Annotated in this window: 20 protein-coding genes; 17 read left to right on the top strand and 3 right to left on the bottom strand. The window is 72.0% G+C overall.

What is annotated here, in order from left to right:
* Positions 1-103 precede the first annotated feature (103 nt).
* The 10 genes from KXC43_RS38465 to KXC43_RS38420 all read left to right on the top strand — a co-directional run bounded on the left by KXC43_RS38465 (position 104) and on the right by KXC43_RS38420 (position 11,024).
* The gene (locus KXC43_RS38465; RefSeq protein WP_221381159.1) at positions 104-784 is read left to right on the top strand and encodes a single-stranded DNA-binding protein; all 681 of its coding nucleotides are present in this window, start codon (positions 104-106) and stop codon (positions 782-784) included.
* A gap of 540 nt (positions 785-1,324) precedes the next feature.
* Positions 1,325-1,786 (top strand): hypothetical protein, encoded by a 462-nt coding sequence (locus KXC43_RS38460; protein ID WP_221381158.1) that lies wholly within the window; start codon positions 1,325-1,327, stop codon positions 1,784-1,786.
* A gap of 87 nt (positions 1,787-1,873) precedes the next feature.
* Positions 1,874-2,869, top strand: coding sequence for a cobalamin biosynthesis protein (locus tag KXC43_RS38455; protein WP_221381238.1), 996 nt, complete (start codon positions 1,874-1,876; stop codon positions 2,867-2,869).
* Positions 2,866-4,398, top strand: a complete 1,533-nt coding sequence (locus tag KXC43_RS38450) for a cobyric acid synthase (RefSeq protein ID WP_221381157.1) — start codon at positions 2,866-2,868, stop codon at positions 4,396-4,398. Before KXC43_RS38455 ends, KXC43_RS38450 begins: the two co-directional genes overlap by 4 nt.
* Positions 4,395-4,961 (top strand): uridine kinase family protein, encoded by a 567-nt coding sequence (locus KXC43_RS38445; RefSeq protein ID WP_308129450.1) that lies wholly within the window; start codon positions 4,395-4,397, stop codon positions 4,959-4,961. Before KXC43_RS38450 ends, KXC43_RS38445 begins: the two co-directional genes overlap by 4 nt.
* On the top strand, positions 4,958-6,019 hold the full coding sequence (locus tag KXC43_RS38440; protein ID WP_221381156.1) for a M48 family metallopeptidase: 1,062 nt from the start codon (positions 4,958-4,960) through the stop codon (positions 6,017-6,019). Before KXC43_RS38445 ends, KXC43_RS38440 begins: the two co-directional genes overlap by 4 nt.
* 21 nt (positions 6,020-6,040) lie before the next feature.
* Positions 6,041-7,396 carry a dipeptidase gene (locus KXC43_RS38435; protein ID WP_221381155.1) on the top strand — a complete coding sequence of 452 codons (1,356 nt, stop codon included), beginning with the start codon at positions 6,041-6,043 and terminating at the stop codon, positions 7,394-7,396.
* A gap of 10 nt (positions 7,397-7,406) precedes the next feature.
* The gene (locus tag KXC43_RS38430) at positions 7,407-8,900 is read left to right on the top strand and encodes an FAD-dependent monooxygenase (RefSeq protein WP_221381154.1); all 1,494 of its coding nucleotides are present in this window, start codon (positions 7,407-7,409) and stop codon (positions 8,898-8,900) included.
* Between the two features lie 161 nt (positions 8,901-9,061).
* Complete coding sequence (locus KXC43_RS38425) at positions 9,062-9,376, top strand: hypothetical protein (RefSeq protein WP_251804212.1); 315 nt, start codon at positions 9,062-9,064, stop codon at positions 9,374-9,376.
* A 67-nt stretch (positions 9,377-9,443) separates the two neighbouring features.
* Complete coding sequence (locus KXC43_RS38420; RefSeq protein ID WP_221381153.1) at positions 9,444-11,024, top strand: ATP-dependent DNA ligase; 1,581 nt, start codon at positions 9,444-9,446, stop codon at positions 11,022-11,024.
* Between the two features lie 812 nt (positions 11,025-11,836).
* Here the strand turns inward: KXC43_RS38420 and KXC43_RS38415 are convergent.
* Positions 11,837-12,967, bottom strand: coding sequence for an SURF1 family cytochrome oxidase biogenesis protein (locus KXC43_RS38415; RefSeq protein ID WP_221381152.1), 1,131 nt, complete (start codon positions 12,965-12,967; stop codon positions 11,837-11,839).
* A 639-nt stretch (positions 12,968-13,606) separates the two neighbouring features.
* On the opposite strand from KXC43_RS38415, the gene KXC43_RS38410 reads away from it, so the two are divergent.
* Positions 13,607-15,127 carry a cobyrinic acid a,c-diamide synthase CobB gene (locus tag KXC43_RS38410; protein ID WP_255645564.1) on the top strand — a complete coding sequence of 507 codons (1,521 nt, stop codon included), beginning with the start codon at positions 13,607-13,609 and terminating at the stop codon, positions 15,125-15,127.
* 151 nt (positions 15,128-15,278) lie between these two features.
* The gene (locus KXC43_RS38405) at positions 15,279-15,887 is read left to right on the top strand and encodes a TIGR03086 family metal-binding protein (RefSeq protein ID WP_438870942.1); all 609 of its coding nucleotides are present in this window, start codon (positions 15,279-15,281) and stop codon (positions 15,885-15,887) included.
* Between the two features lie 61 nt (positions 15,888-15,948).
* On the opposite strand, the gene KXC43_RS38400 is transcribed toward KXC43_RS38405, so the two are convergent.
* Positions 15,949-18,204: a transglycosylase domain-containing protein gene (locus tag KXC43_RS38400; RefSeq protein WP_221381150.1), complete on the bottom strand. Its 2,256-nt coding sequence runs from the start codon at positions 18,202-18,204 to the stop codon at positions 15,949-15,951.
* Between the two features lie 65 nt (positions 18,205-18,269).
* On the opposite strand from KXC43_RS38400, the gene cobC reads away from it, so the two are divergent.
* The 4 genes from cobC to KXC43_RS38380 all read left to right on the top strand — a co-directional run bounded on the left by cobC (position 18,270) and on the right by KXC43_RS38380 (position 22,137).
* Positions 18,270-19,322 carry an Rv2231c family histidinol phosphate aminotransferase CobC gene (gene cobC / locus KXC43_RS38395; RefSeq protein ID WP_221381149.1) on the top strand — a complete coding sequence of 351 codons (1,053 nt, stop codon included), beginning with the start codon at positions 18,270-18,272 and terminating at the stop codon, positions 19,320-19,322.
* A 173-nt stretch (positions 19,323-19,495) separates the two neighbouring features.
* Positions 19,496-20,542: a nicotinate-nucleotide--dimethylbenzimidazole phosphoribosyltransferase gene (gene cobT, locus KXC43_RS38390; RefSeq protein ID WP_221381235.1), complete on the top strand. Its 1,047-nt coding sequence runs from the start codon at positions 19,496-19,498 to the stop codon at positions 20,540-20,542.
* Complete coding sequence (gene cobA / locus KXC43_RS38385; RefSeq protein WP_221381148.1) at positions 20,539-21,729, top strand: uroporphyrinogen-III C-methyltransferase; 1,191 nt, start codon at positions 20,539-20,541, stop codon at positions 21,727-21,729. Before cobT ends, cobA begins: the two co-directional genes overlap by 4 nt.
* A gap of 30 nt (positions 21,730-21,759) precedes the next feature.
* A complete protein-coding gene (locus KXC43_RS38380) occupies positions 21,760-22,137 on the top strand; it encodes a VOC family protein (protein WP_221381147.1) in 378 nt (125 codons plus the stop codon).
* Here the strand turns inward: KXC43_RS38380 and KXC43_RS38375 are convergent.
* Positions 22,125-23,555, bottom strand: a complete 1,431-nt coding sequence (locus tag KXC43_RS38375; protein ID WP_221381146.1) for an alpha,alpha-trehalose-phosphate synthase (UDP-forming) — start codon at positions 23,553-23,555, stop codon at positions 22,125-22,127. The two genes, KXC43_RS38380 and KXC43_RS38375, sit on opposite strands and share 13 nt — an antisense overlap.
* Positions 23,556-23,763: 208 nt before the next feature.
* On the opposite strand from KXC43_RS38375, the gene KXC43_RS38370 reads away from it, so the two are divergent.
* Positions 23,764-24,246 carry a hypothetical protein gene (locus tag KXC43_RS38370; RefSeq protein WP_221381145.1) on the top strand — a complete coding sequence of 161 codons (483 nt, stop codon included), beginning with the start codon at positions 23,764-23,766 and terminating at the stop codon, positions 24,244-24,246.
* Positions 24,247-24,258 lie beyond the last annotated feature (12 nt).

Genomic DNA, 24,258 nt, shown 5'->3' with positions numbered 1-24,258 from the left:
CCACAGCCGTACGACTTGTCCACAACCCCCTCCTCAAGATCCCCCGGCCGTACGCCCCGAGCGCGAAGCTGCCCACCTCACCGCAACACAACAGGAGGTCACCATGTTCGACACCAACCTCGTCGTCGTGGGCAACGTGCTGATGGCGCCGGAATGGCGGCGTCTCGAGCAGTCCGGCTCGATGGTCGCCAACTTCCGGGTCGCGTCCAACGCGCGCAAGTTCGACCGTGAGACCAACACCTGGGTCGACGGCAACAGCCTGCGGGTGCGGGTGACCGCGTGGCGCCGGCTCGCCGAGGGCGTGATCTCGTCGATCGCCGTCGGCGACCCCGTCATCGTCTACGGCCGGCTCTTCACCCGCGACTGGAAAGACAGCGAGGGCAACGACCGCATCTCGTACGAGATGGAGGCGTACTCGATCGGCCACGACCTCGCCCGGGGCCGCGCCCGGTTCGCCCGCAACTCCCGCCCGGCCCAGGCGCTGCCCCCGATCGAGGACGGCGTCTTCATCGGCGGCGAACAGTCGGCCCCGGTCCCGGCCGACGACGTGCCGGTCGTCTTCGGCGAGGGCGTCCCCGACGAGGAAGCTCCGACGTTCCTCGACGTGGCCGCAGCCGCCACCCCGGCTGCGGACGACGACGCCGCACCGAGTTCGGAAGACGCTCCAGCCGAATCCCCGAGCGATGACGAGATCGCGGCCGAGGTCGAGCAGATCGCCGCCGCCGATCCCGCACCCGCCCGGCGCTCGCGCCGCAGTTCCCGGAAGGAGCCCGTCGCGGCCTGACCCACCGAGCCGGGTGGCCGCCGGGCCACCCGGCTCGCTCAGTCGACGACTCCGGACGCCGGAGCCAAATCCAGCTGGCCTTGGCCGCCGTTTGAAAGAACTTCGTCTTCACGCTCCTCGGCGCGAGTTGACGGACGAGCTCATCGGCCTGCGCGAATTGTCCGAGATCGCCGGCGTTCCCCGCAGCACACTGTGCGGAGTCGGTCGGCGTCGATCTCAGCGCGTCCGTCCTGAACCTGATTTCCCCCGAGTTCCGAGCACGGATCCTCAGATCGATGGCGCCGGTGATGGCATCGATCGTCCGCGAAGCGCAAGCCCGGGCATGACGCCCGAGTGCCGGCTCGGATCGCGTTCAGGTGCAGGTCAACGAGGTATCCCGGGCTGACGGCGTCGCTTGTCCGGGGCGGGCGAAGGGTGCCGATCACCGGGAAGGCTGACACCGCCCCCGAACGGGGTGGTCCGATCGTCCTGAGGGAAGGGGCCACGCGGCCGACCTGCCCGGTTGGTCCCGGGTGGGGCCGGACCGGCAGACTGGGCGGCGTGCTGTTGAAGGAGATCCGCGCGATCGCGGGCGAGACACTGATTCTCGCGCCGCACGACCAGGACACCGAGACCGCCAACACCAACTGGTTCGGCGCGCCGCCGCACGAGCGCATGGGCCTGTCGGCTGACGAGGTGGTCACCGCCTTCGAAGAGACGATCGAGTTGCTGCGGGAGCAGGTCGTCGCGATGTCGCACGTGGGGCCGGCCACGTTCTATGTGTGGCACGACCTGCAGGCGGGGCAGTTGCGCTGCTCCGCCGGGTCGTGCGGGCGCGACGAGTTGCCGTTCACCGAGAAGTACCGGACGACGGGCGACCTGCACACGATCGTCGTCGAGTTCCTTGAGGACCGCGCGCCGGGCGCGATCGTCTGGGGCGAGTTCGATCCGGTGCCGCTCCCGAACGGGCCGGAACCGGACGTTCCGGAAATCGTGGTCTGGGTGTGCGACCTGCGCCCATGATCGTCGGAAGGGCAAAGCGGCAAGGACGAAAGGACCAGGGGCGTGGCGGGGGCGGGGGCGGGGCCCTGGACAGGGCTCCCGAAAGGGATCTGGCGCGCGGCGAGTCAGCCGGGGGCCGCGGACGCGGTCGGGCTGGCGGCGGGCTACCTGCTTGATGCGGCGTTCGGGGATCCGCGGCGGTTCCACCCGGTGGCCGGGTTCGGGACAGCGGCGGCAGCTCTGGAGAAGCAGATCTACGCCCCCAACCGCCGGTCGGGAGCGGCCTTCGCGGCGATCGCCGTGGGGGTGCCGGCGCTGGCCGGGCTCGGGGCGGCGGCGGCCACCCGGCGCCTGCCCGTCGCCCGGGCCGCTCTCGTGGCTGCCGCCACATGGACTGTGCTGGGCGGGCGGACGCTCCGGCGGGAATCGCGGATCATGGCCGGGCACCTCGACGACGGCGATCTGAACTCGGCGCGGGGGCGGCTGAACCACCTCTGCGGCCGTGATCCCGCCGGGCTGGACGAGCCGGAGTTGGCGCGGGCCACGGTCGAGTCGGTCGCCGAGAACACTTCCGACGCGGTGGTGGCGCCGCTGGTCTGGGGCGGGCTGCTCGGGCTTCCGGGGCTGCTGGCCTATCGGGCGGCCAACACGCTGGACGCGATGGTCGGGCACCGGTCGCCGCGGTACGCGCGGTTCGGCACGGCCTCGGCCCGGCTCGACGATGGGCTCAACCTGTTGCCGGCCCGGCTCACCGGATTGTTGACGGTCGCGGTGTCGCCGGTCGCGGGTGGGAATCCGAGGGAGGCGCTGCGGGTCTGGCGCCGCGACCGCAACGACCACCCTTCCCCCAACGCCGGGCAGTGCGAGTCGGCCATGGCGGGGGCTCTGGGCGTACGCCTCGGAGGCCGCAACGTCTATTTCGGACGCAGTGAGACCAGGCCCTTCCTCGGGGACGGCCCTCGTCCGTCGGCCAAGCACCTGCGGCGGGCCGCACGGGTGTCGGGCAGCGTCGGTCTGGCCGCCGCCGGCCTCGCTGTCGGAGTGGCGCTGCTGAGGGGCAAGGCGATCAAACCGACCAGCAGGTCAGGGGACAAAGGGCTGTGAGCGGCGGCCTTCTCGTCGCCGGCACCACCTCGGACGCCGGCAAGAGCATCCTCACCGCGGGCATCTGCCGGTGGCTCTACCGTCGCGGCGTCAAGGTGGCGCCGTTCAAGGCGCAGAACATGTCCAACAACTCGGTGGTCGTCGTGGGGGCGGACGGGCGGGGCGGCGAGATCGGGCGCGCCCAGGCGATGCAGGCCGCAGCGGCCGGCATCGCGCCCGACCTGCGGTTCAACCCCGTGCTGCTCAAGCCGGGCAGCGACTTCTCGAGCCAGGTGGTGCTGCTCGGCGAGGCCGTCGACACCGTCACGGCCGGCAATTACCGGTCGCTGCGGCCGCGTCTGGCCGAGACCGCGCACGCCGCCCTGGCCGAACTCCGCGCGGAGTACGACGCCGTCATCTGCGAGGGGGCGGGCAGCCCGGCCGAGATCAACCTGCGGGACGGCGACTTCGTCAACATGGGCCTGGCCCGGCAGGCCGGCCTGCCGGCGATCGTCGTCGGTGACATCGACCGCGGCGGCGTCTTCGCGGCCCTGTTCGGCACGGTCGCGCTGCTCAGTCCCGAGGATCAGACCCTCGTCGCCGGTTTCGTGATCAACAAGTTTCGCGGCGACCTCGGCCTGCTGCGGCCCGGGCTCGACATGATCACGTCGGTGACGCACCGGCCGGTGTACGGCGTGCTGCCGTTCCATCCGGAGATCTGGCTCGACGGCGAGGACTCCCTCGCGTACGGGAGGATTCTGGGCCGCCCGCGCGGGCCGCGTGGCACCGAGTGGCTGCGCGTCGCCGTTGTCCGCCTGCCGCGCCTTTCGAACGCCACCGACGCCGAGGCGCTGGCGACCGAGCCGGGTGTCCAGGTGCGACTCACGGTCGAACCGGCCGAGATCGCCGACGCCGATCTTGTGGTCGTTCCCGGTTCGAAGGCGACTGTCAGCGACCTCGCCTGGCTACGCGAGACCGGACTGGCGGACGCGATCCTCACGCACGCCGCAGCCGGAAAGCCGTTGCTCGGCATCTGCGGCGGTTTCCAGATGCTGGCCGAGACGATCACCGACGAGGTCGAGAGCCGCCGCGGCACCGTGCCCGGCCTGGGTCTTCTGCCCGTCCGGATCGCCTTCGAGCCGCGTAAGCATCTGGGCCGGCCGACCGGCGAGGGCTTCGGCGCGCCCGTCTCCGGCTACGAGATCCACCACGGCGCGGTCACCGAGCGCAGTCAAGAGCCCTTCCTCCGGTACGCCGATGGGCGGCCCGAGGGGGCGGTCCGTGACAACGTCTACGGCACCCACTGGCACGGCGCCTTCGAGTCCGACGAGTTCCGCCGCCGGTTCCTGACAGCGGCTGCCCGCCAGGCCGGCCGCGGCGGCTTCACCGTGGCCGCCGACATCCGGTTCGCGGGCGTCCGCGACCACGCGCTGGACGTGCTGGGCGACCTGGTCGAGCAGCATCTCGACACGGAGGCGCTGTGGCGGCTCATCGAAAGCGGACCGCCGGACGGCGCGCCCTTCCTTCCCCCCGGGGCGCCGCAGCGGTGATCGACGACCTGGCCGCGTACGTCATGAACCGGCCGCCTCGCCTGGGCGACGTGCGCCTGATCGCCGTCGACGGGCCCAGCGGCGCGGGCAAGACGCGCTTCGCAAGCCGGCTGGCTGCCGCGCTCGGCGACGCGCCCGTCGTGCACACCGATGACCTGCTCAACGGCTGGGACGATCAGTTCACCTTCTGGACGCGGCTGGAAGAGGAAGTGCTCGCCCCGCTGCGGCTCGGCCGGACGGCCACCTACCGGCGCTACGACTGGGACAAAAAGGATTTCGCGGGCCGGTCACTGACAGTTCCGCCCCGGCCGGCCGTGCTGCTGGAAGGGGTGAGTGCCGCCCGGCGCGAGATTCGTCCCGAGTTGACCTTCGCCGTTTTTGTCGATGCGCCGCCCGAACTTCGCTGGGAGCGCGCGATCGCCCGCGACGGGGACGACAGCGTTGCGTATCGGAAGTACCTTGAGCGCTGGCGGGCCGCCGAGGACAGGCACTTCGCCGTGGACGACACAGCCGCCCAGGCGGATCTGATCGTCGACGGCGCGACGGAAGGGTGGGCACGATGACCGACGAAGAGAACCGCCCGGTACGCAGGCGTGTGACCCTGACCGGCATCAGCTCGCGGGCCTGGGAACATCCGGCTGACCGGGGCGCGCTGACCGCCCTGCGCGAGCTGCGCGGCTTCGACGACGTGGTCAAGGCGTTCTTCGGCATGTGGAACGAGCGCGGCTTCCGGCTGCAGTTCCTGGCCGGCGCCATCCGGGTCGACCACCGTCAGTATCCGCGGGTCTACCAGCGCTTCACCGAGGCCGCCACCACCCTCGACGTGGTCGAGCTGCCCGAGCTCTACGTCTCGCAGGACCCGATCATCAACGGCTCGGCGATCGGCCTCGACAAGCCGTTCATCGTGATCACCACCGGCGCCGTCGAGCGGCTGGACGACGACGAGCTGCGCGCGATGCTCGGCCACGAGATCGGCCATGTCCGCAGCGGCCACGCCGTCTACAAGACCATCCTGATGATCCTGACCCGCTGGGCGGCCAGCCTGAGCTGGCTGCCGGTGGGCGCGATCGCGCTGCGGGCGATCATCACGGCGATGCTCGAGTGGTGGCGCAAGGCCGAGCTGTCGGCCGACCGTGCCGGGCTGCTCGCCGGGCAGGACCCGTCGGCCTCGCTGCGCCTGCTGATGAAGCTGGCCGGCGGCGGCGACCTCTCCCAGATCGACACGGCCGCCTTCCTCGAGCAGGCGGCGGAGTACGAGAGCGGCGGCGACCTGCGCGACAGCATCCACAAGATCGGCATGACTCTGGGCAGCACCCACCCCGTGCCCGTGGCCCGTGCCTCCGAGCTGCGCAAGTGGGTCGACTCCGGGGCGTACGCCGAGATCCTCGGCGGCGACTACCCCCGCCGCGACTCGGACGGCGACGCCTCGGTGAGCGACGACGTGAAGGCGGCCGCCCAGTCGTACCGCGAGACGTTCACCAACTCGCAGGATCCGCTGGTCGGTCTGCTCCGCAAGCTCGGCGACGGCGCCGGCGACCTGGCCGGATCGGCCGTGCGCGGCGCCCGCGGCTGGATGGGGGACGCCTCCCGGCGGGGCCGGCAAGACGGCGAAGAGAGCTGAACGACCCTTAGGATCATCCTCATGAGTTTGAGCGAAGACGATCTGCGCGCGGCCGTCGCGCGGGAGTTCCCCGGAGTCCGGGCCGACCTGGAGCGGCTGGTCCGCATCCCGGGCATCGCCTTCGAGGGTTTCGACCACTCCCACGTCGAGCGGTCCGCCGAGGCCGTCGCCGAGCTGCTGCGCGGCTGCGGTCTCGACACGCAGGTCGTGGTCCGCGGTGGCCAGCCGGCCGTCATCGGGCGCAAGGCCGCCCCCGAGGGCGCGCCGACCGTCCTGCTGTACGCACACCACGACGTGCAGCCCGTCGGCGACGTGTCGCTGTGGAGCAGCGATCCGTTCGAGCCGGTCGAGCGCGACGGCCGCCTGTACGGGCGGGGCGCGGCCGACGACAAGGCCGGCGTGATGGCCCACGTCGCCGCGTTGCGTGCCTTCGGCGACCAGCTGCCGGTCGGCGTGGTCGTCTTCGTCGAGGGCGAGGAGGAGTACGGGTCCGAGTCGCTCGACGCGATCATCGAGGAGTTCCGCGAGGAGCTGCGGTCCGACGTGATCGTGATCGCCGACTCCGGCAACTGGGACATCGGCCGCCCCGCCCTGACCACCTCGCTGCGCGGCCTGGTCAACCTGTTCGCCGAGGTCAAGGTGCTCAAGTCGGCGGTGCACAGCGGCATGTTCGGCGGCCCGGTGCCCGACGCGCTGATCACCCTGGCCCGCCTGCTGTCGACCCTGCACGACGAGAGCGGCGAGGTCGCGGTCGACGGACTGGTCGGTCGTGAGGGCGCGAGCGTCGACTACCCGGCCGACCGGTTCCGCCACGAGGCGGGCATGCTCGACGGCGTCGAACTGATCGGCAAGGGTTCGATCACCGACCGCATCTGGACCAAGCCGTCGATCTCGGTGCTGGGCATCGACGCGCCCCGCACGTTCGAGGCGGCCAACGCGCTCCAGCCCACCGCCAAGGCCAAGATTTCCGTACGCCTGGCGCCCGGCGACGACCCGAAGGCGGCGTACGCGGCCGTGCGGTCCCACCTCGAGAAGCACGTGCCGTGGGGCGCGGAGGTCGAGGTCACCCTGGAAGCCGACGGTGAGCCCTGCGTGATCGACGCGACCGGCCCCGCGTACGACGCCGCGCGCGCCGCCTTCCGCTCGGCCTGGGACGGTACCGACCCGGTCGACATGGGCGTGGGCGGCTCGATCCCGTTCATCGCCACCTTCCAGCAGCTGTTCCCGCAGGCCGCCATCCTGGTCACCGGCGTCGAGGACCCGCACTCGGCCGCACACGGACCGGACGAGAGCCTGCACCTCGGCGAGTTCGAGCGCGTGTGCGTGGCTGAGGCCCTGCTCCTCAAGAACGTGGCGGAGACTTTGTCGACGAAGTAAGGGGCGGCCGATGGCCGAGCTGTCGTGTGACGTGCTGGTGGTGGGCGCCGGCCCGACCGGGCTGATGCTCGCCAACTGGCTGGTCAAACTCGGGGTCGACGTGATCGTCGCCGACGGCAAGGAAGGCCCGACCCGCGAGTCGCGCGCCCTCGTCGTCCAGGCCCGCAGCCTCGAGATCTACGACCAGCTGGGCCTGGCCGACCAGGTGCTCGAGGCCGCCGAGCGCGCCGACGCGCTGGCGCCCGGCTTCCTCGACCGCGTGTTCGGGCGCGTGTCGCTCGGCCGGCTCGGCGGCACCCTCACGCCCTTTCCGTTCATCGAGGTCCTCGAGCAGAGCCGCAACGAGGAGATCCTCTACGAGAACCTGCAGAAGCTGGGCGCCGGTGCTCCTAGTCGGATTGTGCGGTGGGAGACCCCGGTGACGGCGGTCCGACAGGTCGAGGACGGCGTCGAGGCCAAGGTCGGCAACGACACCGTGCGGGCCCGCTTCTGCGTGGGCTGCGACGGGTCGAACTCGGCCGTCCGCAAGGCGCGGCGCATCGCGTACGAGGGAGTCACCAACCCGCACCGGTTCTACGTGATCGACGCGGTCGGCGTGGCCGGCCTGGTCGAGAACGCGATCAACGTACGCCCGGGTGGGAGCGATTTCCTGCTCGGCTTCCCGATGCGCGGCCGGCACGCGTGGCGCCTGCTCGGCCTGGTGCGCGACGAGGACGGTGACTCGCGGCTCACCGAGGAGGACGTGCGCCCGCGGATCAGGCGGTTCGCGGTCACGTACGGCGAATCGCGGTGGTTCGCCACGTACAAGGTGCACCACCGGGTCGCCGCGACCTTCCGGGACGGGCCGTTCTTCCTGGCCGGGGACGCGGCCCATGTGCACTCGCCGGTCGGCGGCCAGGGCATGAACACCGGCATGCAGGACGCGCACAACCTGGCCTTCAAGCTGGCCGACGTGCTGCAGGGGCGCCGCAAGGACGCGTGGCTCGACCGCTACGAGGCCGAGCGCCGCCCGGTGGCGCGCACGCTGGTGGCCACGACCGACCGGATCTTCGGCGCGATCACGTCGCAGCGGCCGGTCGCCCGGCTGCTGCGGCGAGTCCTGGTGCCGGTTGTGGCGCCGCTCGGTGTCCGTTTCGTACCCAGGCTGTCGGGCGGCGGGCGGGTGTTCCAGTACGTGTCGCAGATCCGCGTCCACTACTGGATGACGCCGAACGCGCGGGCCGCGGCCGGTGGGCGCCGCGACCCGGTGGTGGGCCGGCGGCTGCCCTGGGCGGGCGGCAACTTCGAGGTGCTGCGAGACCTCCGATGGCAAATTCACGCGTACGGCGGGGTGGCGGCGACCGACGTGCCGGACCTCAGCCTCCCGGTGCACGTCTTCCCGCCCGCGCCCGGCACCGGTCTGCAGCCGGGGCGCCTCTATCTCGTACGCCCGGACGGGTTCGTGGCCGCCGAGGCCGCCGTCTCGGAGGCGGCGGGCGTCTTCCCCGCGTTTTTGCGTGGCTGAGCGTTCGAGGCAGTGGGCGTCTTCCCCGCGCTGTCGCGTGGCTGAGCGTTTCGAGGCGACGGGCGTCTTCCGCGCGCACATGCATCGCTGAGCGTTTCGAGGCGGCCGTCACGGAGAGCAAACCGGTGCGGCGGGCGATCTCGTCCTGTTAGGATTAGAACATGCGTTCGAACACTGAGCCTGTTGTCACCCCGGGGCCCGCCTCGGTGTCTCTGGTGGTGCGGCCGATGCGCGCCGGGCCGCGCAACGCGATCGACCGTCTCCGTTCCCGTGATCGTCTGGAATCCATCGCCCGCCTGCGCTCCGCCGTGCTGGCGATGGACCAGCTCGACGTGGCCGACTGGGACGACGGCGCCCTCACCGACCATCTCGACGAGCTCTCGGCCACCCTCTGCGCCATCGACGCCCAGGTGACGCGTGTCGCCGAGGCTGTCCGGGCGCGCGGGTTCCGCATCGCCGAGCCCCGCGCCGCCTGATCCCTCCGATCCGTCGCGCGCCCGCAACGGGCCGAAAAGTGTCAGGGGGTGCTGCCAGGATGTGGGAGTGCGATTCGTAGACCTGGCGGCGACCTCGGCGGCCGTCGCGGCGACCTCGGGGCGCAAGGCGAAGGTCGAGCTGCTGGCCGGCGCCCTGCGCGCGCTCGACCCCGACGAGATCGCCGCCGGCTCGGCCTATCTGGCGGGTGAGCTGCGGCAGCGGCAGACCGGGGTGGGCTATGCGAGCCTGCGCGATCGGCCGGCGCCCGCCGAGGCCCCCAGCCTCACCGTGGGTGCGGTCGATGCGCTGGTCGCCGAGATCTCCGTGGTCGCCGGGGCCGGGTCGCAGGCTCGGCGGCGCGATCTGGTGGCGGCGCTCTTCGGCGCGGCCACGGCCGACGAGCAGCGACTGCTGGTCGGCTTGTTCAGCGGCGAGCTGCGACAGGGCGCCCAGGCCGGGCTGCTCGCCGACGCGATCGCCAAGGCGGCCGAGGTTCCGCTGACCGCGGTGCGCCGGGCCCTGTTGCTCTCGGGCGACCTGAAGCAGGTCGCGGTGGCGGCGCTCGCGGGCGGGGCCGTCGCGTTGGCCGAGATCAGTCTGCGGGTGGGCACGCCGCTGACGCCGATGCTGGCCCAGAGCGCGCCCGACGTGGGGGCCGCTCTGCTGGCCACGGGCACCCCGGCCACGGTCGACGTGAAGCTCGACGGCATCCGCATCCAGGTGCACCGCTCCGGCGACGAGGTGGCGGTCTTCACCCGCAGCCTCGACGACATCACCGCCCGCATGCCCGAGGTGGTCGAGGCTGTCCGCAAGCTGCCGCTGCGCGAGGTCGTGCTCGACGGCGAGGCGATGACACTCGACGCCTCCGGCCGCCCGCGCCCGTTCCAAGAGACTTCCAGCCGGGCCGCCACGCGCGGCGCCGCCGCTTCCCGCAAGACGGCCGTCGCAAGCGGCGCTGCGCAGGGTGGGGCGCCTCCGCTCGCTCTGGTGCCCTTCTTCTTCGACGTCCTCCATTTGGACGGCGCCGACCTGCTCGACGAGCCGGGCCGGGTCCGGTGGGCGGCGCTGGCCGATGCCCTGCCGGCTGAGCTCCTCGTCGGTCGCACCGCCGTGACCAGCGAGGAAGAGGCGGCCGCAGCCTTCGCCGCCGCGCTCGCGGCCGGGCAGGAGGGCGTCGTCATCAAGGCGTCCGAGGCCCCCTACGACGTGGGCCGGCGCGGCTCGGCCTGGGTCAAGGTCAAACCCCGGCACACCCTCGACCTCGTCGTTCTCGCCGTCGAGTGGGGGCACGGCCGGCGCAAGGGCTGGCTGTCCAACCTGCATCTGGGCGCCCGCGACCCCGAATCGGGCGGCTTCGTGATGCTCGGCAAGACCTTCAAGGGCCTCACCGACGAGCTGCTGCGCTGGCAGACCGAACGCTTCCAGCAGCTGGCCACCGCCGACGACGGCTGGGTGGTGCGGGTGCGCCCCGAACAGGTCGTCGAGATCGCCTTCGACGGCGTGCAGACGTCCCCGCGCTATCCCGGCGGCGTGGCCCTGCGCTTCGCCCGGGTGCTCCGCTACCGGGACGACAAGCCCGCGGCCGAGGCCGACACGATCGACATGGTCCGCAGCATCGGCAGCTTCCCCCGGCCGGATCAGCCCTGACCGCGGCCGCCACGAGACCAGCGCGCCGTGCAACACCGCTCTCGGCGACGATCCCGGTCTCCTCGGTGAAGTGCGGCGCGAATCGCTGTCTCGCGCGAGGCGGGCTTGGCCGATCGACGAGCTGGGCAGCGGCTCGATGTCTCCGCCGACATCGCCCTACTGGCCGTCCAGATGCCGGCAGGCCAGCACCGCAGCCGTGGGGCGAGGCCCTCCGCCGAGGCGGTCCGTCGAGGTAGGTTTCGCGACGAATTCCCACAGGGCCCGGTTGCCGCCCAGTGCGGAGGCCGAGCCGGCGATCCGGCCGGTGAGAACGGGCAGCGCCGGGCGGCCCGACCATGGGGATCGAGTCGGCCGCGCTGGATGCAGAGTCGCCCCACGTGTCGTCCCGGGCCCGTCCTGAAGGGCAGGTCCCGCGCCCGTGTCTCAGTGCGGTGGCTAGCACCGCAGCGAAATGATGAACGACGAGATCCGCTGCCCGGCCAACGGCGTCCTGGGCGTGTGGCCACGCAGCCGCGCAGTCGGAGGCGGGCGCTCGTCCACGCTCATCACCGCCGGCCTGCGCTGCGCGGAACTGGCCCAGTTGGCGGCATGGCCGTCTGCACACGGTGGGCGTCGGACCAGCGACCACGCTGCGTGGCAGCCGAGGCGGACCGATTGCGGTCGGCTCCTCGAAGCGGTCACCGGACGCGAGACTTGCCTCAGCATCCGCACGGTTGAGGCCGGCATCACCGACGATCAGCAGTCACCCGTCCGACCGTAGGCAGCCGAGGTAGCCCGGGCCGGGCTGTCCCGGGACGCGACCCTGTCCGGGATCAACCCCGTCGGCGGTCGGCTTCCGCGACCCGGTCGCCGGCGGCTGCAGCGGCGGCACGGCGATCAGCCTCTTCCACGCGGTCGCCTCCACTGCGGCGCCGGTCGACTTCCTCTACGCGGTTGGCGGTGGCGGCGAGCTTGCGGTCAGCCTCTTCCACGCGGTCGCCTTCTGTGCGGCGCCGGCCGGCTTCGTCTGCGCGGTTGGCAGTGGCGGCGAGCTTGCGGTCGGCGTCTTCCACGCGGTCGCCTCCGGTGCGGGGCCGGTCGGCTTCGTCCACGCGGTCGCCGGTGGCGTCCCGCCTGCGGTCGGCGTCGTCGACTCGGTCGCCTGAGTCGGGGCGTGGGCGGGTGGGGGCGCGCTCGCGAGCCCGCTGGTCGCTGCCGCCGTGGGCCTCTTTGCGGGCGTAGTAGACGTAGGCGGCGAGGGCCATGAGCGCGAACAGCCACCACTGCACGGCGTAGCCGCCGTTCTGCCAGGCGTCCTCGTGGTCGATCGGGATGCTGGTGAAGGCGGCGTCGGCGGCGGGGGTCTGCTCGGTCAAGAGCACGTAGGCGCCGTACACGGGGTAGGGCATTTCGGGCGCTAGGCGGGGCAGGGAGATCCGGCGGGTGTCCAGGCGGCCGTCGCGGCGTTCCACCGCCACGGGTCGGCTTTCCGACAGGTGGATCTGGCCGACTACCGTCACCGGGCCGGTCGGCGCGGGTGGCGCCACGGGTGCGGCGAGCGCGCCGCCGGGCGGCGCCGGCACCCAGCCCCGGTCGACCAGCACCGCTGTGCCGTCGGCCAGCACGAGCGGCGTGACGATCTCGAAGCCGACGTCGCCGTTGACCGTGCGACCGCGCGCCTGGATCTCGTGCGAAGGGTCGTATTGACCGGAAACCGTCACCTTCGTCCAGGCCAAATTCTTGCCCGGAGAAGTTCCGGCCGTGCCCGGCGCGGTCGGCCGGGTGAGCACCGAGGTGAGCGGAACGGCGGCCACCGAATCAGCGGCATCGATCCGGTCGTTTGTCGCGCTGCGCTCCTCGTACCGTCGCAGCTGCCAGTTGCCGAGCATCACCATGACCAGAGCGGCGGCCACCGCGAGCGCGGCCGCGGCCAGCCAGCGCGGGCTCAGCAGGAAGCGGTACACGCAACGAGGCTACCCGTCGCGCGGTCGCCGCCTGCCGGAGCCAGGTACTGTCCCTGTCCGGCAACGCAAACACCGGGCCGGCAACGGCTATGGGCACTGCAAACAACGGCAACAGCAACGGCTGCCGGCGCCGAATCGGAAAGCATCCGAGTCGGCACCGAGAGCAACGGGCTGAACCGGAGACATAGGCCTTGGCCGGAAGCATCGGGAGGACCCGAAGCATCGGGCCGGGCCGGAAGCATCGGGCCGGAAGGATCGGGCCGGACCGAGGCATCGGGCCGGCAACGGCAAGACGCATGGCCTGCTCGGCGCACCAAGCTGGGCGGGAGCAAGGGGCAACACCCGGGCGGCAACGGCACCACGCCGAGCGGGTGGGAGTTCGAGACGGCGACAGACAGTGTGTCGGCGGCAGGACGCCGGGCCCGGGGATGATACGAAGTCGGCGCGGGATCACACCCGGCCGGCGATTGGCACCGGATCGACGCGGTAAACATCGGGCTCGGCACCGGTGCGAGACCAATCAGGAAACGTCTTGGCTGGTTAAAGCGCGAGCCGGCGGGGAAGCAGCCCCGGCCGGTGACTGGCACGAGGCCGGCGGGGTCACCCCGGGCCGGCAGCAGAAAGGCCCGGGAAGACACGATGAGCGCCCAGCCCCGCCTGGTCGTGAGCGCCCCCGCCTCGGGGCACGGCAAGACCGCGATCGCGGTCGGCCTGCTGGCGGCGTGCGCGGCCCGCGGCATCCCGGTGGCCGGGTTCAAGGTCGGCCCGGACCACACCGACGCCGCGTACCTCGGTCTGGCCGCCGGACGACCCGGCCGCAACCTCGACCCGCGGCTGGTCGGCGCGCAGCGCATCGCGCCGCTCTTCCAGCACGGGGCCTCCGGCACCCAGCTGTCGGTGATCGAGGGCGCGATGGGCCTGTTCGACTCGCTGACCGGTCAGCCCGAGATCGACGGCACCGCCGCCGTGGCCGCTGTGCTGCGGGCTCCGGTCGTGCTGGTCGTCGACGTCGCCTCGATGGGGCATTCGCTGGCCGCGCTCGTGCACGGTTTCCGCATGTTCGACGAGATGGTGCACCTGGGCGGGGTCGTCCTCAACCGGGTCGCCTCGCCCCGCCACGAGCAGATGCTGCGGACGGCGCTCGACGACATCGGCATGCCGGTGCTCGGCGCGCTGCGTCGCGGCGATCTGCCCAACGTGCTGCCCGCCCGGTCGCACGGCCCGGTGCCGGTCGCGCACCGCACGGTCGAGGCTGTCCGCGCGGTGCGCCGGCTCGGCGAGGCGGTGGCGGGCAGTCTCGACCTCGACCGGATCGTGGCGCTGGCCGGTTCCGCGCCCGCCCTGCCGGGGCCGCTGTGGACTCCGGCCGAGGCGGCCGGGGCCGAGGTCTTCGAGCAGCGTCCGGTGGTGGCTCTGGCCGGTGGGCCGGGCGCGCCCTACACGTACGTCGAGACGGCCGAACTGCTGACCGCGGCCGGCGCCGACGTGGCCGTGGTCGACCCGCTGCGCGACGAGGGCCTGCCCGCCGGCACCCGGGCGCTCGTGGTCGGGGCCGGACTGCCCGAGGGGTACGCCGAGGAACTATCGGCCAACCGCCGGTTGTGTTCCTCGGTGGCCCAGTTCGCCGCCGACGGCTGGCCGGTGATCGCCGAGGGGGTGGCCCTGCCCTGGCTGGGCCGCGACCTGGACGGCCGCCCGATGTGCGGCGTGCTCGACGCCACCTCGGTGACCGGTGAGCAGACCGTCGCCGGCTATCGCGAGGCCACCGCGCCGGCCACCTCGCCGCTGGCCCCGACCGGAGCCCGCATCACCGGCTACAAGCAGCACCGGGCCATCGTCACGCCGCGTGCCGGCGCCGTGCCCGCCTGGACCTGGTCGGGCGGCAATCCGGAGGGCTTCGTCTGGCGTCAGGTGCACGCCTCGCAGCTAGGCCTGCACTGGGCGGCAGCGCCCGAGATCGCCAAGCGGGTCGTCGCGGCCGCCGTGGCCGGCCCGGCGCAGCTGCTGCCGCCGATCCCACTGCGACCCGTGCCGCCGATGTCGCCGCCTCCGCCGCAGGCCCCGGCTCAGCACCAGCCGGCTCAGCACCAGCCGGCCCAGTACAAGCCGGCTCCGGTCGCGCCGAACCTGAACGACACGGTGGACATCACCACGGCCTGACCAGTTCGTCAATCCGGAAAACGACGCTCCGCAAGATCGAAATGTCGGAATGCCTGACTCCGGGAAGCATCCGTGAAAACGCCCTTCGCCGAGCAGAAAAGTGTCGCACCCCACCCGTAACGTGGGGTTAACAGGCATGACGCGAAGGAGGATGGCCGTGGCCGATCGTGTTCCTCTGGACTTTGACCCACCGGTGCGGGTGCTGCGGGCTCTGCTGCTCGGCGTCGACAACGGTGAGCTGGCCAATCCCACGCCGTGCCCCGGGTGGACCGTCGCCACCCTGCTCGACCATCTGATGGGCCTGTCCGTGGCCTTCACCCAGGGCGCCCACAAACGGGTCGACGATTCCGCGCCCGAGCCCTCCGCCCACCATCTGACCCGCCACTGGCGCAGCCGCCTGCCCGTCCTGCTCGAAGATCTCGCCACGTCGTGGAAAGATCCGGCCGCCTGGACGGGCACGTCCCAGGCGGGCGGGGTCACCATGCCCGCTGCCGCGTTGGGTCACGTCGCGATGACCGAGGTGATCATGCACGGGTGGGACCTCGCCCGAGCCACCGGTCAGGAATACTTCGCGGACCCGCGCACTCTCGAGATCCTCATCGAGTTCCTGGCGCAGGGGCCCGCCGAGGGCACGCCCGGTCTGTTCGGCCCGGTCGTGCCCCTGGACGACGAGGCCACGCTCCTCGACCACGCACTCGCGCTGGCCGGCCGCGACAGCCGATGGCGTCCACCGCGCCGCCGGCCGGCCGTGGCGGCCTAGGGTCTGTTTCGCAGCGGGGCCGGGGCTGCGCCTCGCTCCCACCCCCGCTGCGAAACAGACCCTAGGCCTCGTCGCTCTCCCGATCGCGGTCCCGGCCGTCGTCGCGGTTCCGATCGCTGTCGCTGTCGCTGTCGCTGTCGCGGTCGCGGTCGCGGTCCCGATCACGGTCGCGGCTGCTCCAGCGGTCGACGAGGTCGTCCGAGGGCGGGGTGAACTTCGCCTTCGGCTGTCCCTTCAGCGCGTCCTTCAGAGTCTCGGCGACGGTGAACTTCGAGGTGGTCGACCGGTTCGAGCCCACGTTCATCTCCGGGTTGTCCGGGTCGGCGACGAAGGCGGCCGCCGCCAGCTGGGGAGTGAAGCCGCAGAACCACGCCGTCTTGTTGGCGTCGGTCGTGCCGCTCTTGCCCGCGACCGGCCGCTTCAGCGTCCCGTAGACCATCTCGGAGGTGCCCCACCCGCCGCAGCCGCCGCGCGCCGCGCCGTAGCCGGTCACGCACCGGGCCGCGTCCGTGGCCGCCCGCGCCACGTCGGCGCTGACCGCGCGGTGACAGCGCGGCGTCGCCACCGGCTTGCCCTTGTAGGTCGCGTCCGTACCGTCCCGGGTCCTGATCGCCTCGACCGGCAGCGGCTGGCAGTAGGTGCCTTCGGCCGCCAGGGTGGCGAAGACGTTGGCCATCTCGACCGGGGTCACGTCGCTGACCCCGAGGGTGAAGGCGCCCCACCCGCTCGCGTGCTCGGGGGAGGCCAGCCTGCGGTCGACCTCGGTGCGCCACCGCAGGCCGAGCCGCTCCGCCATCTTGACGGCCTTCTCGGCGCCGACCTTCTGCTCGAGCTGGACGAAGTAGGTGTTCACCGACTTGCCGAAGCCGCTCCACATGGTCTGCCGGCCGGTCATCGAGGGTGTCGAGTTCTTGGGGCACCAGTGCACGCCGCACGTCGCCGGCCCGGGCGCGGTGATGTATTTCGAATAGAACCGGGGCGGGCTGAAGAACGAGGTGCTCAGCGGCATCCCCTCGTCCAGCGCGGCCAGCATGGTAAAGATCTTGAAGGTCGAGCCGGCCTGGTACCCGGCCATGTCGCCACCGCCGAGCAACGGGTTCACGGTGTTCGGATAGTTGCCCTTGACGCCCTTGAACCGGCTGTGTTTGGCGTTGCCCTTCTGGTCGAGCGAGTAGCGCCGGTTGACCGCCAGGCTCAGCACCCGCCCGGTGCCGGGTTCGATGATCACCTGACCGTGAGCTATCCGGCTGCGCCGCTTCTCCTTGTCGAGGATGTGTTTCATGGCCGACGCCTGGATCTTCGGGTCGAGCGACGTGATCACCCGGTAGCCACCGCGCCGCAGATTCGCCTCGCGCTCCTGAGGGGTGGACCCGAAGGCGGGTTGCTCCTTCCACCACGACCGCAGGTAGTCGCAGAAGAAGCCCCAGTTGTTGTGCTTGTTGGCGATGCCGATGCAGTCGTTGGGCGGCGAGCTGAGGTTGAGCCGGATCTTCTCGCGCTTGGCCTCGGTCGCCTGCGACGGGGTGATCGCCTTGATCTTGAGCATCTGGTCGATCACGTAGTTGCGGCGGTCGGTGGCGGCCTTGCGGTCGTTGGTGGCCGGGTCGTAGGCCGAGGGCGCCTTGACCAGGCCGGCGAGCAGGGCAGCCTCGGTCAGGTTGAGTTCCCGCGGCGTCTTCGAGAAGAAGACCTGAGCGGCGGCGAAGATGCCGTACGCGCGGTGGCCGTAGTACGCCGTGTTCAGGTAGCGCTCGAGGATCTGCTGTTTGGACAGGCGCTTCTCGAGCTCGATGGCCAGCCGCATCTCGCGCAGTTTGCGCTGCGTGGTCTGCTCGGTGGCCTCCAGCGCCTCCTTCGGCGTCTGCGCGCTGTCCCGCAGCGCCATCCGCACGTACTGCATGGTCAGCGTGGACGCGCCCTGGGAGACGCCGCCCGCCTGCTGGTTGGCCACGAACGCGCGGGCCACACCCTTGGCGTCGACGCCGTTGTGCTCGTAGAAGCGGGTGTCCTCGGACGCAACGATCGCCTGGGTGACGTACGGGGACATGTCCTCGATCTTGATCGGCCGGCGGTGCTCCTCGTAGAACATCGTCAGCAGCGTCTTGCCGTCGTTGGCGTACACGTACGTGGTCTGGGCGCTCGGCACCTCGATCAGCTCTTCCGGCATGGCCTGAAGAGCTTCGGTGCCGGCCTTGACGCCGAGTCCGGCGACGGCGGCCAGGGGGTAGGCGAGACCGGCGATCACGAGACCCGCGATCAGGCCGGTACGGACGAGGGGTGCGACTTTTCCGGCTGCCACCATATGAAGGTAGGACAAAAACTCTCATGACCGTACGGATCAGCCGAAAGTGAGACGCCGATCGGGTCGGGCATTCTGATGCCATGACGATCGACCTCGGCCACCACGGCGACACGGAGGTGGGCGCCGGCCTCGTCGATCTGGCGGTCAACGTGCGCCGCGAGCCCATGCCGGCCTGGTTGTCGGCGCCGCTGCGAGCCTCGTTGGACGATCTCGCGGCCTACCCCGACGCTGCCGACGCCACCGCGGCCGTGGCCGCGCGGCACGGCCGGGATCCGGCTGAGGTCCTGCTGACGGCCGGCGCCGCCCAGGCCTTCGTGGTGCTGGCCCAGGCGCTGCGCGGAGCCCGCCGCGCTGTGGTCGTGCACCCGCAGTTCACCGAGCCCGAGGCCGCGCTGCGCAACGCCGGTCACCCGGTCGAGCGGGTGCTGCTGCGGGCGGAGGACGGCTTCCGGCTCGACCCCACGCTCGTACCGGCCGACTCGGACCTGGTCTTCGTCGGCAACCCCACCAACCCGACCTCGGTGTTGCACCCGGCGAGCGAGATCGCCGCGCTGGCCCGGCCCGGCCGCGTGCTCGTCGTCGACGAGGCGTTCTCCGACACGACGTACCGCGCGGGGGTTCCGGGCGAGCCCGAATCGCTGGCCGGCCGGCGCGACCTTCCGGGCCTGGTCGTGCTGCGCAGCCTGACCAAGACCTGGGGTCTGGCCGGCCTGCGCATCGGCTACCTGCTGGGCCCGGCCGATCTGCTGCCGCGGCTGGCCGCCGCGCAACCGCTCTGGGCAGTCTCGACGCCCGCGCTCGCCGCGGCCACCGCCTGCGCCGGCCCGGTCGCGGTGGCCGCGGAACGCGAGATCGCAGCCCGGCTGGCCGCGGAGCGCGATCATCTGGTGCGACGGCTGCGGCACGTGCCGAACCTCACGGTCGCCGGCGATCCGGCCGCCGCGTTCGTGGCCGTACGCTTTCCCGGCGCCGACAAGGCCCGCGTTGAGCTGCGTGAACGGGGCTATGCCGTCCGCCGTGGCGACACCTTTCCCGGCCTGGGCCCCGATTGGCTGCGCATCGCGGTGCGCGACACTGCCACTACCGACGCATTCGTCGACGTTCTGACCGCCGTACTCGAGGAGCGCCCGTGACCGCCGATCCAGGGTCTGTTTCGCACCAGGGGCGGGGCTGCGACGAGGCCCAGATCCCGCCTGGCGGCGTCCCGCGAAAGCCCGGTTCCAACACCGGGAGCCGGACTTCCGCGGGCCACCACCAGACGAAATCTGGACCGCGCCTCGCTCCCACCCCTGGTGCGAAACAGGCCCTGGACGCGACGATCGCCGCCGTCCGGCCCGCCGACGAGGTGGCCATGGCCGCCGCCCGCGACCTCCAGGCGCGGCTGACCAAGCCGGCCGGCTCGCTGGGCGCGCTCGAGGAGCTCTCGGTGCGGCTGGCCGGCCTGGCCGGGGTCTGCCCGCCCCCGCTGCCCACCCCAGCCACCGTCGCGGTCTTCGCCGGGGACCACGGCGTGCACGCCCAGGGCGTCACCCCGTGGCCGCAGGAGGTCACGGCCCAGATGGTCGCGAACTTCGTGGCCGGGGGCGCGGTCGTCAACACGTTCGCCCGGCAGGCGGGGGCCGACGTCATGGTGGTCGATGTCGGCGTGGCCATTCCGCTGCACGGTGGGGCCACCCTGCTCGACGCGAACGTCCGCCGGGGCACCCGCGATCTCTCGGTGGGCCCGGCGCTGACCCGCGACGAGGCCCGGGCCGCGGTCGAGGTCGGCCTCGGTGTCGCCGCCGCGCTCGTCGAATCCGGCGCGAAGTGCCTGCTCACCGGCGACATGGGGATCGCCAACACGACCCCCGCGGCCGCCCTGATCGCCGCCTTCACCGGCGCCGGCCCGGCCGCCGCCACCGGCCGCGGCACCGGCATCGACGACGCGACGCTCGAGCACAAGGTGGAGATCGTCGGGCGGGCGCTGGCCCTGCACCGGCCCGACCCGGCCGACCCGCTCGGCGTGCTGGCCGCCGTCGGCGGCCTCGAGCACGCGGCGCTGACGGGCTTCATCCTGGGCGCGGCCGCGCACCGGGTGCCCGTGATCATCGACGGCGTGATCGCCGCGTCGGCCGCCCTGGCCGCAGCCGCGTTCGCGCCCGACGCCGTGGCCGCGATGGTTGCCGGTCACCGCTCGGCCGAGCCCGGCGCCACCGTCGCGCTGGCCCACCTCGGCCTCGAGCCCCTGCTGGATCTGGGCATGCGTCTGGGGGAGGGCAGCGGCGCCGCGCTCGCGCTGCCGGTCGTCACGGCCGCCGTACGCGTGCTGCACGAGGTCGCCACGTTCGACTCGGCGGGAGTGTCGGAGAAGTGAGCAACGTCTATCCCCTCGGTCTCAAGCTGGCCGGCCGCCGGGTGCTGGTGGTCGGCGGCGGCGCGGTGGCCACGCGCCGGATGCCGGCCCTGCTGGCCGCGGGGGCCGTGGTCGAGATCGTGTCGCCCGAGCTGACCCCGGCCCTGCGCGGCCAGGTCGACGCGGGCCGGGCCGCCTGGAGTGCCCGCCGGTTCGAGCCGGCCGACGTCGACGGCGCCTGGCTGGTGCACGTCGCCATCGACGACCCGGCCGCCGCCGAGCAGGTCAGCGCGGCCGCCGAGCAGCGGCGGGTGTTCTGCGTCCGGGCCGACGACCGTGAGGCGGCGACGGCCTGGACGCCGGCCGTCACCCGGCACGGCCAGGTCACCGTCGCGGTCACCGACGGCGGCGACCGGCGGCGCGCGATGGCCGTACGCGACCTGGTCGCGCACGCCCTCGAGAGCAGCCCGCCCGCCGCACCCGAGCACAAGGGCGTCGCCCTGGTCGGCGCCGGTCCCGGCGACCCGGAACTGATCACCGTGAAGGGCCGCCGGCTGCTGGCCGCGGCCGACGTGGTGGTGGCCGACCGGCTCGTGCCCGGCCTGCTGCTGGGCGACCTGCGGCCCGAGGTCGAGTTCGTCGACGCGGCCAAGATCCCGTACGGGCCGGCCGCGGCTCAGGAAGAGATCAACCGCATCCTCGTCGAGCGCGCCCTCGAGGGAAAGTTCGTGGTGCGGCTCAAGGGCGGCGACCCGTTCGTCTTCGGCCGCGGCGGCGAAGAGGCGATCGCGTGCGCCGAGGCCGGCGTCCCCGTGCTCGTCGTGCCCGGCGTGACCAGTTCGATCGCCGCGCCCGCACTGGCCGGCATCCCGGTCACCCACCGCGGCGTCGCGCACGAGTTCACCGTCGTGAGCGGGCACATCCCGCCCGGCCACCCCGACTCACTGGTCAACTGGCCGGCCCTGGCCCAGCTGCGTGGCACCTTGGTCGTACTCATGGGCCTGAAGAACCTGGGCAGGATCGCCGCCCAGCTCCTCGCCGATGGGAAGCCCTCCGAGGCCCCCGCCGCCGTGGTGCAGGAAGGCTCGACCAGTCACCAGCGTTTGCTGCGCAGCACTCTCGGCGCGGTCGCCGGCGCGGTCGCCGAGGCCGGCATCCGCCCACCGGCCGTCGTGGTGATCGGAGACGTGGTCGACGCAGCGGTATAGAAGCGTCACTGTCTGGGTAGGTCGTTCGTCATGGACGGACGGCCGCAGATCACCTTGACCGCGACGGTGTTGGACGCGCCCGATGCTCGCGAGCTGGCCGGCTTCTATCGGCGGCTCCTCGGGTGGAGCGCAACCCAGGAGGAGGACGACTGGGTGGTGCTCGGCGCTCCCGGCGGCGGCGCCGGCCTCTCCTTCCAGACCGAGAAGCAGTACGCGCGGCCGGTGTGGCCCGCCCAGCCCGGGCAGCCGCAGATGAGCATGCACCTGGACATCCGGGTCGAGGATCTGGAAGCGGCGTGCGAACACGCCACGAAGGCCGGTGCCACGCTCGCCGACTTCCAGCCCCAGGAGAACGTCCGGGTCTTCCTTGACCCGGCCGGTCACCCGTTCTGCCTCTACGTGGACTGAGCCTCCGCCGGCTCCGGGGCGCGGCCCTCGGCCGCCACCTCGAGCGCCTCGAGGAACGTCTGCGCCCACTGGGCTACGTCGTGCGTACGCAGGTGGCGCTGCATCACCCGCATCCGCCGCTTCAGCTCGGCCGGCTCGGCGGCGACGGCCCGCATCAGCGCGTCCTTCACGCCGTCGGGGTCGTGCGGGTTGCACAGGAACGACTGGCGCATCTCGGTCGCCGCCCCCGCGAACTCGCTGAGCACCAGCGCACCGCCGGTGTCGGCCCGGCAGGCGACGTATTCCTTGGCCACCAGGTTCATGCCGTCGCGGAGCGGGGTCACCATCATGACGTCGGCCGCGACGTACAACGCGGCCAGTTCCTGCTTGCTGTACGACTGGTGCAGATAGTGGACCGCGGGCACGCCGACCCGGCCGAACTCGCCGTTGATCCGCCCGACCTCGCGCTCGACCTTGACCCGCAGCGACTGGTAGTGCTCGACGCGTTCCCGGCTGGGCGTGGCCACCTGCACCATCACCGCGTCGCCGACCTTGAGCTTGCCGTCGGCGAGCAGCTCACGGAAGGCCTTGAGGCGCAGCTCGATGCCCTTGGTGTAGTCGAGCCGGTCGACGCCCAGGATGATCGTTTTGGGATCGCCCAGCTCGGCCCGGATCTCTTTGGCCCGCGCCTGCACCTTGGGGTCGGCCGCCAGCCGTTCCATCTCGCGGGTGTCGATGCTGATCGGGAAGGCGCCCGCCTTGACCTTGCGCCCGTCGACCTGGATCGACTGGCCTTCGTAGCGGAGCCCGAGCAGGTGCCGGGCCAGGCGTACGAAGTTCTGAGCGGCCAGCCGCTGCTGGAAGCCCACCAGGTCGGCGCCGAGCAGCCCGCGCAGCACCTCGGCCCGGAACGGCATCTGCATGAACAGCTCGATCGGCGGGAACGGGATGTGCAGGAAGAACCCGATCTTGAGGTCGGGGCGCAGCTCACGCAGCATGGCCGGCACCAGCTGGAGCTGGTAGTCCTGCACCCAGACGGTGGCGCCGTCGGCCGCGACCTCGGCTGCGGCCTGGGCGAAGCGCTGGTTGACCGAGCGGTAGGCCTCACGCCAGCGACGCTTGTACACCGGCGTCTCGACGGCGTCGTGGTAGAGCGGCCAGATCGTCGCGTTGGACTGGCCCTCGTAGTAGCGCTCCAGCTCGTCGGCGCTGAGCGGCACCGGATGGATGTGGATGCCCTCGAGGTCGAACGGCTCGGGCGCCTCGCCGGTGCCGCCGGCCCACCCGATCCACGTGCCGCCGTGCTCGGTCAGCACCGGATGAAGGGCGGTGACCAGGCCGCCCGGACTGGTACGCCACTGGCGCTCCCCGTCCGGGGTGGTGACTTCATCGACGGGCAAGCGGTTGGCGACTACGACGAAGGAACTTCGTTCGGCCACGCTGAGTGCACCTCCGGGTCGTTTCTGTTCCCACTTGTGAGCCTACTGTGCGTAGCAGCACGAGGCGTGCCCAGTCTCGAGCCCGCCGTCGTGGACTGCGCTGGCGGCCGGGTGCCATCCTGGGCGCGTGACACCGTCCGCTGATCTTTCCCCGCCCCGGCGGCCGATCTTCTTCCCTGTGGTCATTGCCACGGTTTTCTTGACGATCATGGCTATGACGGGGGGCTTCGTCCTGGGTGAGCGCCAGCGCGACGTGCAGCGCGCGAACGGCGGCGGCCAGATTTCCGGTGACCAGCAGTCGCCATCCCCGTCGCCCGCTTTCACACCGCCCGGCGACTTCTGCCCGGAGGAGACGCTGGACACCGCGCGGAAGGTCGGGCTCGACGGCGATCTCTGGCAGGTGCTCAAGATATACACCGACAACGACAGCACCTACTGGATCTGCACGGATGCCAAGGGCGCGCTCTACTACCAGGGCAAGACCGGCGGCATCGACGCCAAGCTGGTCGAGGGCGACAACGGGCTCTTCCTGAAGAATGTGCGCAAGGTCGGCACCGACACGTACGAGGTGTACGACCAGCGGGGCAATCGGTTCGTGATCACACCCAGCCTGTTCGAGCTGACCTTCGCCAAGGTCGAGGGCAAGCCGCAGCGCAAGCCCCAGCGGAATGCGGCCCGCCGCGCCGGTTGACCGGGAATCCCC

Origin of the sequence: Paractinoplanes polyasparticus (assembly GCF_019710575.1) — a bacterium.
Lineage (GTDB): Bacteria > Actinomycetota > Actinomycetes > Mycobacteriales > Micromonosporaceae > Actinoplanes > Actinoplanes polyasparticus.
This window is presented reverse-complemented; position numbering and strand designations above follow the sequence as displayed.